10 protein-coding genes are annotated in these 16,330 nt (G+C 34.6%); 4 read left to right on the top strand and 6 right to left on the bottom strand.

From position 1 onward, the window contains the following. Positions 1-5 precede the first annotated feature (5 nt). A complete protein-coding gene (locus H3T83_RS07680; protein ID WP_198215475.1) occupies positions 6-2,315 on the bottom strand; it encodes a zinc/cadmium/mercury/lead-transporting ATPase in 2,310 nt (769 codons plus the stop codon). A gap of 1,124 nt (positions 2,316-3,439) precedes the next feature. On the opposite strand from H3T83_RS07680, the gene H3T83_RS07675 reads away from it, so the two are divergent. Further along, positions 3,440-4,621: a sugar efflux transporter gene (locus H3T83_RS07675; protein WP_198215474.1), complete on the top strand. Its 1,182-nt coding sequence runs from the start codon at positions 3,440-3,442 to the stop codon at positions 4,619-4,621. A 79-nt stretch (positions 4,622-4,700) separates the two neighbouring features. On the opposite strand, the gene surE is transcribed toward H3T83_RS07675, so the two are convergent. Beyond that, entirely contained in the window at positions 4,701-5,480 is a 780-nt protein-coding gene (gene surE / locus H3T83_RS07670) for a 5'/3'-nucleotidase SurE (RefSeq protein WP_065650911.1), read from the bottom strand. A gap of 22 nt (positions 5,481-5,502) precedes the next feature. Further along, positions 5,503-6,372 carry a neutral zinc metallopeptidase gene (locus tag H3T83_RS07665; protein WP_198215473.1) on the bottom strand — a complete coding sequence of 290 codons (870 nt, stop codon included), beginning with the start codon at positions 6,370-6,372 and terminating at the stop codon, positions 5,503-5,505. 482 nt (positions 6,373-6,854) lie between these two features. Between H3T83_RS07665 and proP the strand changes: the two genes are divergently transcribed. After that, complete coding sequence (proP, locus tag H3T83_RS07660) at positions 6,855-8,354, top strand: glycine betaine/L-proline transporter ProP (RefSeq protein WP_065614167.1); 1,500 nt, start codon at positions 6,855-6,857, stop codon at positions 8,352-8,354. A gap of 127 nt (positions 8,355-8,481) precedes the next feature. Here the strand turns inward: proP and H3T83_RS07655 are convergent, their stop codons facing one another. Both H3T83_RS07655 and H3T83_RS07650 read right to left on the bottom strand, forming a co-directional pair. After that, entirely contained in the window at positions 8,482-8,916 is a 435-nt protein-coding gene (locus H3T83_RS07655; protein WP_110453625.1) for a hypothetical protein, read from the bottom strand. A gap of 103 nt (positions 8,917-9,019) precedes the next feature. Beyond that, positions 9,020-10,858: a DUF262 domain-containing protein gene (locus H3T83_RS07650; protein WP_198198535.1), complete on the bottom strand. Its 1,839-nt coding sequence runs from the start codon at positions 10,856-10,858 to the stop codon at positions 9,020-9,022. Between the two features lie 231 nt (positions 10,859-11,089). Between H3T83_RS07650 and H3T83_RS07645 the strand changes: the two genes are divergently transcribed. After that, entirely contained in the window at positions 11,090-11,470 is a 381-nt protein-coding gene (locus H3T83_RS07645) for a hypothetical protein (protein ID WP_198215472.1), read from the top strand. A gap of 243 nt (positions 11,471-11,713) precedes the next feature. Beyond that, positions 11,714-13,429, top strand: a complete 1,716-nt coding sequence (gene dld, locus H3T83_RS07640) for a D-lactate dehydrogenase (RefSeq protein WP_198215471.1) — start codon at positions 11,714-11,716, stop codon at positions 13,427-13,429. A gap of 83 nt (positions 13,430-13,512) precedes the next feature. On the opposite strand, the gene mutS is transcribed toward dld, so the two are convergent. Then, positions 13,513-16,071, bottom strand: coding sequence for a DNA mismatch repair protein MutS (gene mutS, locus H3T83_RS07635; protein ID WP_198215470.1), 2,559 nt, complete (start codon positions 16,069-16,071; stop codon positions 13,513-13,515). Positions 16,072-16,330: the final 259 nt, after the last annotated feature.

Raw genomic sequence — 16,330 nt, 5'->3', positions numbered from 1 at the left:
ATTACCTATTTTTTAATTCTTAATAACCGCAAAGCATTAGCGGTAACGATTGCCGTAGTACCAGAATCAGCTAACACCGCTAACCAAAGCCCTGTCACGCCAAATAAACTAGTGATTAAAAATATCAACTTAATTCCCAAAGCAATGGTAATATTTTGCTTAATATTTCGATTAGCCAAGCGAGTTAAGCGAATCAACATTGGCAAACTTAACAAATTGTTTTTAGTCAACGCCGCATCCGCCGTTTCGAGTGCAACATCAGTCCCACTGCCCATGGCAATTCCGACTGTGGCGGCTTTCATCGCTGGGGAATCATTAATGCCATCACCAATCATCGCAATCGGAGTCTGCCGACCAATCTCTTCGATTTTGGCCAACTTATCTGCCGGCAATAGCTCAGCACGATACTCCATACCTAATTGACCGGCAATTGCTTTTGCGGCGCGTTGATTATCGCCAGTTAACATCAAGGTTTGCAAACCAAGTTGCTTAAGCTCTGTGATAGCCGGCAAAGCATCACCACGCAGTACATCTTGCAAAGCAATAATCCCCAGCAACTGTTGACTGGTGGTAACGACTACAACCGTCTTACCACCATCTTCAAGCTGAGTAATCGTATGAGCATCCTCGGCATTAAGCGCAGTTGACACTGTCTCGATCTTATTTGGTGACACAACAAAATAGGTTTGCTGATTTAATTCACCTTGGATCCCAACACCAGCAATTGCTTTACGATTATTTGCTTCGGCAAACTCGATCGGCTGTTGCTTAACATAATCGACTAATGCTTTAGCTAAAGGATGGTGTGAGCCGCTTTCAACCGCAGCAACAATCGTTAACAGCTCCTCGTTAGAACAGTGTCGATTAATGACATCAGTCACTTGTGGCTTACCTTCGGTTAATGTTCCTGTCTTATCAAACGCCAACATTTTAATTGAACCAATACGCTCAAGTGCAGCACCGCCCTTAATTAATACACCGTATTTAGCCGCGCTAGACAAGGCCGAGGTAATCACCGCTGGAGTTGATATTACTAACGCACAAGGACAACCAATTAACAACAACGTCAACCCTCGATATATCCAAGTATACCAATCAGCGCCGGTAAACAATGGTGGAATTAGGATCACTAAAAACGCAAATAATGTAATCGCCGGCGTATAATAACGGCTAAACTTATCGATAAACCGCTCTATTGGCGCTTTACGATCCTCGGCATCTTCAATCAGCTGTAAAATACGATCGACAGCATTTTGTCCCGATTCTGAAATCACCTTAAGTTGAATGGTATTATCGACTACTAACGACCCGGCTAAAATTTTATCGCCACTTAAATAATTAACCGGAATGGACTCACCGGTTAGCGCACTTTCATCAATGCTGGCTTGTTCGCTAACCAAAATAACATCAGCTGGTAATCGACCACCGGATGAAATTTCGATAATATCATCTGGTTTTAAGGTATGACTAGCAACTGTTTTCCTTTTACCATCAATAATAATCACCGTCTCATCAGGCATTAACTCGGCCAGTGATGAGATACCTTTTTTTGCCTTACTGGTTGCAAAGCCTTCTAGCATCTCGCCTATCATAAACAGAAAGATCACCATGGTGGCTTCTTCGGCTGCACCAATAAACAGCGCACCCATTGCCGAAATACTCATTAGTGTTTCAATCGCAAACGGCGTACCACTACGGGTTAAAACAATGGCCTCCTTCAAAATTGGGATAATCCCAACTACAGCTGTCGCAATAAACGCATATTCACCTGCGGTTTTATTCACCAACAAAATGAGATAACTAACCACAATCAATACACCTAAAACCGCTAATGGAATAAATGCCTTTTTATCAAAACTATGCGAATGGTCATGGTGATGAGCCGGGCTAGACTCAAAAATCGGCGTATAGCCTAGTTCCGTAACCTTATCTTCAATCATCTTGATTACTGCATTATCATGCTTAGGAACAAAAACGATTAATTTTTCGGTTGAGAATATGATTTTGGTTTGATTAATATTAGGTAGTGTTTTAACACCGTTTTCGATTTTGCTTGCGCAATGGGCGCAATCCATACCTTGAATTTTCCAAGTTAACTTAACGCCTTGGCTACTCCGCTCTGGGTCTTCGGGGGGATCTTCAATCTCACATTTTTGTGATGAGCTATTATCATGCCCATCACAGCATGCGGTGTGACTAGCTTCATGAGAATGGTGAGAATCATGTACATGATTATGAGCAATATTATGACAATCTCCATGACAATGCTCGTGATTATCATGGTGAGTTTGGGTGGATTTGTTATTATATAACATAACGTTACCTCTTTTTGTGGATGATTTTGATTGTACACTCAAAAAAACAAAAAGAAATCTTTTTTAACTAAATAAGTAAAAAATAGTAATGAAAAGAAAATAGTAATCTTAGAATTTATTTACATATCTTAACAATTTTTTTTAAAACTTAAATTGTAAAAAAAAATAAATTATTTATACTAATTATCGCAAAAAAATGTATTTTTTTGTTAATCAACAAGGATGTTTCCTAACCTAAGATTGGAATAATCATAAATTTTTGTCATTATCGAGATTTTTTCTGTTTTAGTTTAATATGAATTCATTTAGTGTTTATCTATCATATTGATTCAAATCAATTTACCAAATTTATATATTATTTTAGTTTTACTAAACCATGTCACTTATCTATTTGCTTCTTCATTAATAACTAAGATATCAAAACTTTTTTGGCTCAAATTTTTGCATTAAGAATGATGTTTAAAAATTTTGAGGAAAGGGGTTTTTGGATAATTAAAAATATTAAATTTTTGTCTTTTTTCGAATTAAAATTAAGAAATCTTCTTAAAAAACTCATTTGTTATCCTCTATTACTACTAATATTTAATCATCAAATAAAGAGTTCTTTCTATATTAGAACAGAGATCTAAAACTATGTCATGAGGATTACAAATTATTGGCAATCTTAACATAAATGTTTATTTAACTTGACGAAGCTTAATAGTACAAAATTCTAATACTATTGATAATTTACTTAAGCAATTTGATTTAGTTAATAAATTTTATCTTCCTTACGAACAATTTGCTTTTTTATTAATTCGGTAATCACCTAAGCAAGGTTTACCTAAAGATAACTAATTTATTACTGTATTAAGTTATTTCTTTAATAATATAGTATAAAAATCATAGAAAGTTGGTTAAGTAATGAATTGGGAAAATCGATTAAAAGAATAACGTTGAAATAAGATTTTTGTTTCAAACTAGAATGATTAATTTAATGGTGAAAAAATGATTAGCACAAATTTATTTTATTATTAAAATTAACTATTGCTTGAATAATTAGCTAATGATCTAACTAAAGCCTATATTCGCACTACTTTTAGGGATATAATTGTTACACATTATCATATTGTTAAGTTCCTATTATGACTTCATCATCTCTTCGAAAATCGAGCGTAATTTTTGGCGCTTTTTTAGTAACTACATTTATTATTGGTGTCGCTGGTGCATTGCAATCACCTACCTTAAGTCGTTTCTTATCATTTGAAGTGGGTGCTGACCCTCGTTTAGTAGGTTTATTTTTCTCAATTAATGCATTAGCCAGTATTATTGGTAGTTATTTGCTAGCTAAATATTCAGACAACAAAGGTGACAGACGTAAGATTGTTATTTTTTGTTGCTTGATGGGGTTAGCAAATAGTCTGATTTTTGCTTATTCGCGTAACTATTATGTATTAATTACATTAGGCGTATTTTTTGCCGCGTTAGCTTCGGCTGCCATGCCACAAGTTTTTGCTATGGCGCGCGAATATGCTGAAAAAAGTGGCAGAAATGCCGTTGCCTTTAATTCATTGATTAGAGCACAATTATCATTGGCATGGGTTATTGGTCCGCCATTATCATTTGGTTTAGCTATCCATTATGGTTTTACCTCAATGTATTTATGTGCGATGTCGATGTTTATCATATCCATGTTTGTAGTAGCAGTTTTTTTACCACCAGTAGAAAAGAAGTCAATCAGCTCACTTAGTCCTAGTCAGTTAGCTACCGCTAATCAATCAATTTTTACTAATCGTAATGTTATGTGTTTGCTACTTTCTACTATTTTTATGTGGACTGCTAATATGATGTATATTATCGATATGCCAATTTATGTTGAAAAGGTATTGCATCTTTCTGATTCATTACCTGGTGCGTTAATGGGGTTGGCAGCAGGGATTGAGATTCCAGTAATGATAATTGCTGGTTATATGGTACCAGCATTAGGTAAGCGTAATCTGTTTTTTATCGCTATCATTTGCGGAATTTTATTTTATGTTGGTATGATTTTATTTATTGACCCAATCATGTTATATGTATTGCAGCTTTTTAACGCACTATTTATTGGCATTGTTGCCAATATTGGTATTATCTATTTCCAAGATTTGTTACCAACTCGAATGGGGGTTGCTTCAACTTTATTTAATAATGGCATTATTTGTAGTGTTATTTTGGCTGGGATTATTCAAGGTTTTGCATCACAAGCATATGGTCATGAAATAATTTATTGGATTGGTTTAGTGATGGTTACTATTTCTTTTGTCTTTTGTGCATTGGTTAAGAAATAATTTCAAAAGCTTTATATTTTATGTCTTCCTGATTTTTTAGCTAATCAAGGAAGACGCATTAATTCCATCAAACAAAAAGTTAAACGTTAAATGTAGCTTTTATTTGTTGATAAAAGTCGTAATCAGTACGTTCATAATGTAATGGTGTAATCGCGATATAGCCATTATTGGCTGCATCGAGCTCTTTATCATCATCAAGCACATTTTGATTGCGTTGTGCTCTAAACCAAAAATATTCATGTCCTTCAGGATCTTGTGTTTCAGCAACCACAAATTTGCTAACATCAGCAGTCCCTTGTTTGGTGATTTTAATTCCTTTTATTTGCTCTGCTCGGCAATTAGGAAAATTAATATTAAAACAAGTATTCTTTGGTGTCGTTAGGGATAGCAATTGTCTTATCACTGACTCAGCAAGATGAGTTGAACAATGCCAATCTGTTGGTATATTGTCTTCACTACTCACTTGACTCAATGCGATTGCTGGCACACCGAGTGTCATAGCCATCATTGCGGCGCCAACCGTTCCTGATAATACAGTTTCAAAGCCTAAATTTGAACCATTGTTAATCCCAGATAGAACCAAATCAGGCAATTGTTTCGCCATTAATGATTTGATGGCAAATAATGAACAGTCAGCTGGTGTACCATAAACTGCATATTCTGTTTGGTTACGCTTTTGTACGCGAAATGGTGATTTCAAACTAACTGAACAAGAAACACCACTTTGATCGACAACTGGTGCGACTATCCAAACTTCGTTGGCGATCTTTTCAGCAATACTTTTTAAAATTCGGATCCCAGGTGCATCAATTCCATCATCATTAACTAATAAAACTCGGTTGACTAATTTTTTCGACATACTTATTTCCTTTTTAATTTCCTTATTGAATAAATGTATTGCACTGATTAATTGCTCCACTATCAAAACCACGTTTAAACCAGTTATAACGTTGTTTTGATGAACCATGGGTAAAACTATCAGGAATTATATAACCATTATTTTGCTGTTGTAAGCGATCATCGCCAATTGCTTGTACGGTATTTAAGGTTTGTTCGATATCACCCATCTCTAAAATATTCTGTTTTTGCATAGCATTTCCCCATAATCCAGCATAACAATCGGCTTGTAGTTCAAGTTTGACTGATAGCTGGTTACTGGTTTCGTTAGATTGATTTTGCCTTAATTGTTCAACCCTAGCCAAAATTCCAAGTAAGTTTTGTACATGATGTCCTACTTCGTGGGCAATCACATAGCCTTGAGCAAAATCACCACCGCCACCTAGGCGTTGTTTCATCTCTTGATAAAATGATAGATCAAGGTAAACCGTTTGATCGAGATTACAATAAAATGGCCCCATCATTGCTTGACCTGTGCCACATGCAGTTCGAGTTGCACCACTATAAAGTACTAATTTAGGCGCAATATAGGTTTTACCTAATTGTTGAAACTCTTGACTCCAATAATCTTCAGTACTGGCCAAGATAGTTGAGGTAAATTTAGTTGCATTATTATTTATAGAACTATTATCAACAGGCGATGTTGATGATATGGATGTGGTATCGTCTAAATCAATCAGATTGCTATTCAGTAAGCCAGTTAAATCAACGCCGTAATAACCAGCAACTAACACAACAATAAATAAAACAATTTTACCTTTACCACCAATTGGAATCCTTGTTCCAATATCACTTCCTGATTGTGAGCGGCGATCTTCAATGTTATCACTCTCTCTTTGGTTTCTCCAACGCATAGGGAATACCTCATCAGTTTAAGTAATATCATTTTAAAGGATTATAGATAAGGTTACTAGCTATAGACCTCATTACATGATCAAAAAAAGGAGATGATAAAATGATGTGATAAAAGCGTTTTTTTTGCTGATTTTAGGTATATAATTTTGGTTATACTCTTTGGTGTATTATTCGTATAAACAAAACTAAATTTGCAATTATATGTGATTAAAGTTTTAACTTAATTCTTTATCTAGTCATTTAGATAACTCTAATTATTTGTTAGTGTTACTTTTTATACAGTTTTATAACTTTATGATTTTATCTTTTTACTATATCAATCATTGTGATATGACCTTCTATTAATAATAATTGTACACTTTCAACAGAAAAGTACATCAAGTCTGGTAATGATAATTACTTCTGTTTGGCATAGTAGCTGATTAAAGTTAATTATTTGGATTTAAATCTTAATATTGATTAATTTAAAAGGCGGTATTTAATGGCAAAAGTGAATAAAATTAAGAAAAAACCGTTAGATATTACTGATATTCCCATTATTGATGATAATCAATTAAAAAAAGCGACTTGGGCATCTGCTTTTAGTAATGCTATTGAATGGTATGATTTTGGAGTATACAGCTTTTTGGCTTATATTATCGGACAGATATTTTTTCCTCATATATCTCCTAGTGTGCAAATTATTGCTGCGCTATCAACTTTTTCGATTCCCTTTTTCATTCGTCCATTAGGTGGCATTATTTTTGGCTTAATTGGGGACAATATTGGCCGTCAAAAAGTGTTATCGATTAGTTTAGTAATTATGTCATTAAGCACGTTTTGTATTGGCCTTATCCCCACTTATGAAACGATTGGTGTTACCTCGCCAGTTCTGTTATTAATTGTTAAATTAGCTCAAGGTTTTTCAATCGGAGGCGAATATTCTGGTTCAGCAACGGTAGTTGCTGAATATTCACCTGATCGTAAACGCGGTTTTATTGGTGGCTGGCTTGATTTTGGTTCAATGGTTGGATTTATTTTAGGGGCAGGGCTAGTAGTATTTTTGTCTATGCTACTTAGTCAGTCGGCATTGTACAATTGGGGCTGGCGTATCCCATTTTTAATCGCTTTACCTTTAGGTATTATTAGCTTTATATTGCACCATATTTCAGAAGAAACCCCAACTTTTCAACAACACCTCGATGCCAGACAATCAGAGAACATAGCTGAAACTTCATCAACTACTGCACTAAAGCAAATTATTAGCCAATATTGGCGACATATTTTAATTTGTGCCGGATTGATAATTGTGACTAATGTATCTTTTTACCTATTATTAACTTATATGCCAAGCTATTTAGCACATAACCTCAATTATGATACTGAGCACGGCTTACTAATTATTATTGCTATTATGGTTGGGATGTTAATTATTCAACCCATAGTTGGCTTATTAAGTGACAAAATAGGTCGAAAGCCCTTTATATTGATTGGTAGTATAGGCTTACTGCTTTTGTCTTATCCAGCATTTGTGTTAATTAATAGCCAGCATATTCCTCTCGTCTTTTTAGGGGTGTTTATTTTAGCGTTATTCATAAACTGTTTCACTGGAATTATTACTTCAATATTGCCGGCAATGTTTCCAACTAATATTCGTTATAGTGCCATTGCCAGTATTTTTAATATTGTGATTATCGTTGCTGGGTTAACACCAACACTAGTGGCATGGTTAGTTGAAGCAACCGGCAATTTATTTATGCCAGCTTATTACTTAATGATGATAGGTTTTATTGGTGTTATTACTGGTCTTGCAATGCACGAAACAGCTAAAAAACCATTGCACAATACGACTCCAACTGCGGCTAATCGCCATGAGGCCAAAGCACTCTTATCTGAACATTTTGATTCTATCGAGGGTGAAGTTGAAGATATTGATCAACAAATCGAAGAACTACAAAATAAAAGGCAAGAATTGGTTGATCAGCATCCTAAATTGGATTAGAGAATGCTATTTCAAATAGATAATAAAATTATTAATATAGTCGCGGGTAACTAAAAAATAGTTTGCTCAAATCGTTTTATTAAATTTTAGATAGTGTTGTTATTGGTGGCAAACTATTTTTAACAGATTAAAACAGCAGATCTTTATCCCAAATATAATGGTCTATAGGCAACCATTGCTCTTTTTGTAAATGATACCAAACTGTTAAATTTTCTTTAGCATTAATTTGCCAAGTTATTTCTGTTATTTTAATTTTCCCCTGCTTAATTTCGTCTGGTTTGAAAATATTAAGCAGGCCTATCCTAAATTCTGTTATTAGACCTTCATTAGTTCCTAAAATATATGTTTCTTTTTTATAGGAAGGAAATTTCTTTAGCGCATCATCCATGGATAAATTTTTTATCAGGTCATAAGAAGTGTATTGAGACTGAGTATTTATTTTTGTCACTATTGATGCTTCCTTAATAGGATTTACCTCAATAGCTTTTTCTTCGGCCATTGCAGAGTTACTTCTGTAAAATGGTAATAAGAAAATAATCAGTAAATAAAATTTTTTCATCATATTAATTAAGATAAAATTTAGTTATTGTATTCCCAATACTTTTTAATATTTGTCTAAATTTTAAGATATTAACTAGTTAAATATACAAAGAATTAAATCAGAGTTAATCTTCTAGTTCTTTATGTTTACCCATCGCCTCTTCAATCAACGAAAATAATTTTTTTTGTCGATCTTCCATAAACCCATTAAAATCATCAGCTCTTAATAATTTAGGATCTATACAATGTGATTCTAAATATCCATCTAATATGCTAGGCGAAATTTGAGGTGAGTCTGCATTACCATTTTCTAATGTTAGTAAATATTGTGAAGGTGCAACACCACCTATTTTACGATTAGTTTTATAGCTAAGTGGCGTTTTGTTAATAATTGAGTCATAGATTTCTGATTTAATTCCTTGCTTATTACACCAGATTCTAGGGAATATATGATGTATATCAACTGCATCACCAAAAAATACTGTATCATCAAATTTTTGACCAGATCTAAAATCTTGTGCACCTTGTTTCATTAGTAAGGCATTAACACCTTTATAAGCTGCAGATAAACGAGATTTCATCGTTTTTAACCTATCTGGTCTAAATTGAGCTTCGCTAATAGTTAAAGGTACTTCTCCGCCTTTTAACCAATCTGGTACTTGTAGAAAATCACGAGCATTGAGCGAGTCTACCGCAGAACCATATAGCTCACCAAATACACCACTCCAATACCATTGTTCTAATTTTCGTCGAATAGTTCCATGTTCCCAATCATCTTGTTTTATATCAGCTAATATTGCTGCTAAAGGGACAACTTGTGATTGGTATGGTAGATCATAAATCTCATAAATATTTAATAAATGGAGGAATTTTGCTGCTTTTTGAAAACCTTCTTCTGCTTGTTTTTCATATTTTTTATAGGCAGATAATGGTAGATTTAGCAAAGCTTGACGATTTCCAGATACTGCTGGTAACTCTTTACCCTGTTTTCCTGCTTGTTCTGCTTGTCGTCTTTTTTCTCTTGTATAAAAAAGTGAAATGACCTGCAAGAAATCTGTGTTTGAAACATTGCCGATAATACCTTGTTTTCGTCCTGATAAACGATAAGTATTAGCAAAACGTTTTTGTCGACCCGAATAAGTTTGATCACCATACCAATCTTTTCGTAATTCATGTCCATCAGCAGCATAAATTGCAGTTACTAATTCAAAAGCATCAAGTGCTTTTCCTTTGGTGTTTACTTTTTCAAATACAACACAGACTGCCTCTTTGCTCGTTTCTCTATCTAAAGCTATAACAGGAACTCTATAAGATTTAAAGTTTTCTAAAATTTCTTTTTTAAACTGTCTAAACAGCTCTCGGTTGGATTTATTTATATCACCGGACCAATAGCTATCAAAACCGTCTTGCCATTCATCCCAATCAAAAACTTCAGTCATTGGAAAGACAAAATTACCATATTCTTTTTCAGCAGATGATATATCTAACTCAATTTCCCTTCCAAAATTAGTTGTCAATTTTTTATCTTCAGGAATACTTAGAATTGCTTCCTCTCTATCTATATTAGAATCTAAGGCCTTTTTTATATCAATATAAAACCAGCGTTTAACGTTTTTATTTTTAGCTGTTATTGTTTCAACAACTTGTTTTCGAATTGTTACTTGATACATTGAAGTTATTCGTTGTTGACCGTCTAATAGTAATGAAAGTGGCGATTCATATTTTGCTTTTTCAGGTGCTCCTTCAATTATTCGGGGTTTGAATTCAACTTGTCCACCAGTATATAAGGTCATTAATGCACCAATAGGAAATGAACGTGATATTGAAGCGATTAAACTTTTTATTCTATCTTCATCCCATACCCAGCTTCGTTGAAAATCAGGTAATTGTAATTTTCCTGTATGGCATTCATTAAGTAAAGTTGAAAGATCAATAGGATTAGTTTGAAATGTTGGTCCGGCCATTAATAAAATCCATTAAATTATATTTTTTTAATTATGACTTTATGAAATCTATAATGCAACAATGTTTAGGTTATCTAAATAATTTAATACCTAAATTACTTAAGTAGTATAATTGCAAAAATTAAAGGATTTCTTACTGAAAAAAATTTAAAATTGTTTAATTTATCTGTTAATTTTATATTTTTGGTATAGTTCTTTTCAGTCATTATTTAAGAAAATAGTGATAAACAAATGTTAAATTTGAAAAGTGTTTTTTTATTTCTCATTCTATTTTTGCTAAGTATCACAGATACCAATGCAGCTGTAGGATTTACAAGATTTTATACTATTAGCGGCAACAGTGAACAGGTATTTTCCTTTGTTTTTTCTGAATTTTTAATCATATTATTTGTTGTTATGGTTAGTATTGTTGGAGCTATAGAGAATCGAATAAAAAATAAAAATATTAGCAAATCAAAGAAACCGAAAAAAATATCCAAAACAGATGTACCATTAATAAAATCAATCCAAGAATTTAAAAAACTAAAAAAGAATAATTTCAAACACCGTATATTTAATTTTTTGTGGAAGTATTTTTATAGGTTAAAAGAGTTTTTTAGGAAAAAAAGTTGAGGAAAGGGATTTTTAAAATTCAAAATTGTATATCTTGTTCGATAAAACTTTAATCTTCATTCTTAACCTTTCAATAATACTAATGATTATCTTTTATTTTTGATTCTTTTTAGCTTTTTGTGTCAGTTTTGTTCTTTCTCTCTATAAAGTGTAAAGCGCTCTTTTCAATGAATTGCATTGATTATAATATAATCAAAAAGAGTTGAATATTTGTCTAATTCCAATCTAAATAAGGGAACCAAAATGACTGTAAATAATGTTACATCAAGACTTGTTGAAAAGTTAAAAAGTATTGTTGGTGATAAATATACCTTAACTGAACCTAGTCGTACTTTACTTTATCGCCAAGGTGCGCGTTTTGGAGTAGGGGATGCATTAGCGGTGGTTATACCTGGGACACTATTAGAACAATGGCAAGTTTTAAAAGCTTGTGTTGAAGCTGATGTTATTGTAATAACCCAATCTGCTAATACTGGTTTAACGGGTGGTTCCACACCAGATGGTAATGATTATGATAGACCGATAGTTATTGTAAGCACTCGTCGATTAGATGGAATTCAAGTCATTGAAAATGGCGATCAGGTCGTTTGTTTGCCCGGTAGTACATTATTTCATTTAGAAAAAGAACTAAAAAAATATCATCGAGGACCACATTCTGTAATTGGTTCGTCATGTATTGGTGCTTCAGTGTTAGGTGGGATTTGTAATAATTCGGGTGGTGCGTTAATTCAAAGGGGGCCTGCTTATACTCAAATGGCAGTATTTGCTCAGTTGGATGAGCAAGGGCAGTTACATTTGATTAATCATTTAGGTATTGAATTAGGTGATACGCCCGAGGAAATATTACAAAATCTACAAAATCGTGTTTATACCGATAAAGATGTTAACCCAAATGCTGGGTTAGGGCATGATCACCATTATTGCGATCATGTGCGACAGATAGATGCTGATACACCGGCTCGATATAATGCCGATCCAGCTCGTCATTATGAGGCATCAGGTAGTGCTGGGCGTTTAATGGTATTTGCGGTACGGTTAGACACGTTTCCATTAGAAGAAAACACAGCGGTGTTTTATATTGGCACGAATAATACCAATGAACTGGATGATATTCGTCGTCATATTTTAGGACAATTTAAAAATTTGCCAGTATCTGGCGAGTATATTCATCGAGATGCGTTTGATATAGCGGCAGTATATGGTAAACATCTATTTTTGGCGATCCAAAAGTTGGGCACCGATACCATACCTCGTATGTATGCTTTGAAGAATTTTGTTGATCGAATAATGAGTAAAATTCCCTTCATTTCGGGTAGTTTTTCCGATAAATTTGCCGTGATGGTTTGTAAATTGTGGCCAAATCATTTGCCAAAATCGCTACGGGATTATCGTGATCGTTTTGAACATCACTTAATTTTAAAAATGTCTGATGATGGAATAGCTGAAGCCGAGACGTTTTTACAAGATTATTTTGCTACCAGTTCTACAGAAAAACGTAATGGCGGTTATTTTCGTTGTAATGATAAAGAAGCGGAAGCAGCAATGTTGCACCGTTTTGCCGTTGCTGGTGCTGCGACAGTTTATCGTAATGTGCATACTAAAACAGTTGAGGATTTAGTCGCGTTAGATATCGCTTTGCGACGCAATGATAAAGATTGGTTTGAAACCTTGCCAGAAAGTATTAGTCAGCATTTTATTCATAAATTATATTATGGTCATTTTTTCTGTTCGGTTTTCCATCAAGACTATTTAGCTAAAAAAGGTACTGACTGTTCAAAAGTGGAAGAAGAGATGTTGGTGATACTTGATCAGCGTGGAGCGCAATATCCAGCTGAACATAATGTTGGCCATTTGTATCATGCTAATTCAGATTTAAAAAACTTTTACCATGAGTTAGATCCAACTAATAGTTTCAATCCGGGTATTGGTAAAACCTCCAAAAAGAAATTTTGGAAATAATTCAAAGCAAAATTTTAAAATTAACACCGCCATTATTGATTTAATGGCGGTTTTTTTATTAATTTACTATTATTGTTGATTAGTTAAAGTAATTTTTTTAATTGGTAAATGGTTTCTAACGCTTGTTTTGGCGTTAGTGCATCAGGATCGATCTGTTGTAGGGCTAGTTCGACTTCTGATGGTTCTGCATCGCCAATAAAGGTAAGTTGTGAGCTTTCAATATGGCTATTAGCTGATTGTTTAGAGATGACTTCTAGCTCTTTTAGTTTTTGTTTGGCGCGTTTTAAGATGGTTTTCGGTACACCTGCAAGTCCTGCTACCGCTATACCAAAACTCTTACTAGCTGCACCTTCTGAGACTTCATGGATAAAAGCGACGGTATTGTCGTGTTCTATGGCATCAAAATGGATGTTATAAACACCTAGCATTTGTTCTGGCAATTGAGTTAGTTCAAAATAGTGGGTAGCAAATAGAGTCATCGCTTTGATTTGGTTAGCCAAATTTTCAGCACATGCCCATGCTAGCGATAGACCATCATAAGTTGACGTTCCACGCCCAATTTCGTCCATTAAAACTAAACTATTTGGTGTCGCATTATGCATAATATTAGCGGTTTCAGTCATTTCCACCATAAAGGTTGAACGACCAGAAGCTAAGTCATCTGATGCCCCTATTCGAGTAAATATACGATCAACAGGGCCAATTGTCGCTTTAGACGCTGGAACAAAGCTACCAATGTAAGCGAGTAAGACGATCAATGCTGCTTGACGCATATAAGTACTTTTTCCGCCCATATTTGGGCCAGTAATAATCAGCATTCGTCTATCTGATGAGAGAGATAGTGAATTGGCGATAAATGGTTTTTGTAATACTTGTTCTATCACAATGTGTCGCCCATCTTTGATTTCAATGCCTGTTTGATTAGTTAATGTTGGGCAATGATAGTTGAGTGTTAGGGCTCGTTCAGCAAGATTAGTCAGTACATCAAGTTCGGCGATAGCATCTGCACTGGTTTGCATATTGGCTAATTCTGGTATCAGTTGATCGAACAGTTGTTCATAAAGCTGTTTTTCAAGTGCCAATGCACGGCCTTTTGAGGTTAAGACCTTATCTTCGTACTCTTTTAACTCAGGAATAATATAGCGTTCGACATTTTTTAGTGTTTGTCTTCGGGTATAATGGATTGGTGCTAAATGACTTTGGCCACGGCTAATTTGGATATAATAACCATGAACCGCATTAAAACCAACTTTCAATGTATCAATGCCTAAAGTTTCACGCTCGCGAATTTCGAGCTGTTCTAAATAGTTGGTTGCACCATCGGCTAGATCACGCAGTTCGTCCAACTCTTGATTGTAACCGCTAGCAATGACACCTCCATCACGAATAATTACTGGTGGTGATTCAATAATTGCTCGATTTAATAGATCGGCAATTTGATCAAATTGATTAATTTTGGCGCGTAATGCAATAAGTGATGGTGCGTTAAATTGCGCTAACTGTTGTTGGAGTTGTGGTAATAGGTTATAGGCATCACGTAACCGAGCAAAATCGCGTGGCCGAGCACTTCGTAGTGCTAATCTTGCCAAAATTCGTTCAAGATCACCAATTTGCTTTAATAGCGGTTGAAGGTCGGTGACATCATTTTGTAACTCTTTAATGGCTTGTTGTCGATTTTCTAAAATGGCCAAATTACGAATTGGCGAGTGTAACCAACGTTTAAGCATTCGACTACCCATAGCGGTTTGGGTTTTATCTAAAATGTCGGCCACAGTATGTTCAGTACCACCTGATAGGTTTTCGGTGATCTCTAAGTTTCTACGAGTGGCGGCATCTAACACCACAAAATCAACTGAAGATTCTTTAACTATTGAGCGAATATGTGGCATGGCTGTGCGTTGGGTATCTTTGACATATTGCAATAAACAGCCAGCTGCACATAAGGCATAATGGCAATCTTCCACCCCATAACCGACTAAATCATTGGTACCAAATTGTAAATTAAGTTGCTGTTTGGCGGTTTCCAGATCAAAGTCCCAAATTGGGCGTCGTCTTAATCCGTGACGATTTTCGATTAAATACATTGATGGAAAGTCTTCAGGGTAGAGTAACTCAACTGGGCTGGTTCGCTGTAATTCAGCTTGCATTGCTTCCGGATTATCACATTCAAATACAAAAAAGCGACCTGAACTTATGTCTAAAGTGGCATAGCCAAAGTGCTGTTTTTGTTGCCATATGCAGGCAAGTAAGTTGTCTTTACGATCTTCTAATAATAATTCATCACTTACAGTGCCGGGAGTAACAATACGAACAATTTTACGTTCAACCGGCCCTTTACTTGTAGCGGGATCGCCGATTTGTTCACAAATTGCGACTGATTCACCAAGTGAAATGAGTTTAGCTAAGTAACTTTCAACCGCATGATAAGGTACTCCTGCCATCGGGATAGGTTGACCATTAGACGAGCCTCGTTTGGTTAGCGAAATATCTAAGAGTTGTGAAGCACGTTTGGCATCTTCATAAAACATCTCATAAAAATCACCCATACGATAAAACAATAAAATATCTGGGTTTTCAGCTTTCAACTTTAGATACTGGCGCATCATTGGTGTGTGGTCGGTAAAATCTTGGTTATCTGTCATAGTGTGTTAGTTCTTTAATCTTTTAAATTCAATGTATCAAATCTATCGCAGATTCTCATAGTCGGACTGCCAACAAATAGCTTATGATAGTAAAAATTTGTAACTAAAATAAGCTAGCATATATTATTGCTAGGATAATATATATTAGGTTTATGGTCGATAAAATCTTCGCTATGTAATTGTTACTTAATTTAAAGATGTACCATGCTAATAATCTATTATTATAACGAATTTTTTTTACTTAATGCAGTGGTTATTT

The organism is Gilliamella sp. M0320 (assembly GCF_016101635.1).
GTDB classification, from domain to species: domain Bacteria; phylum Pseudomonadota; class Gammaproteobacteria; order Enterobacterales; family Orbaceae; genus Gilliamella; species Gilliamella apis.
This window is presented reverse-complemented; position numbering and strand designations above follow the sequence as displayed.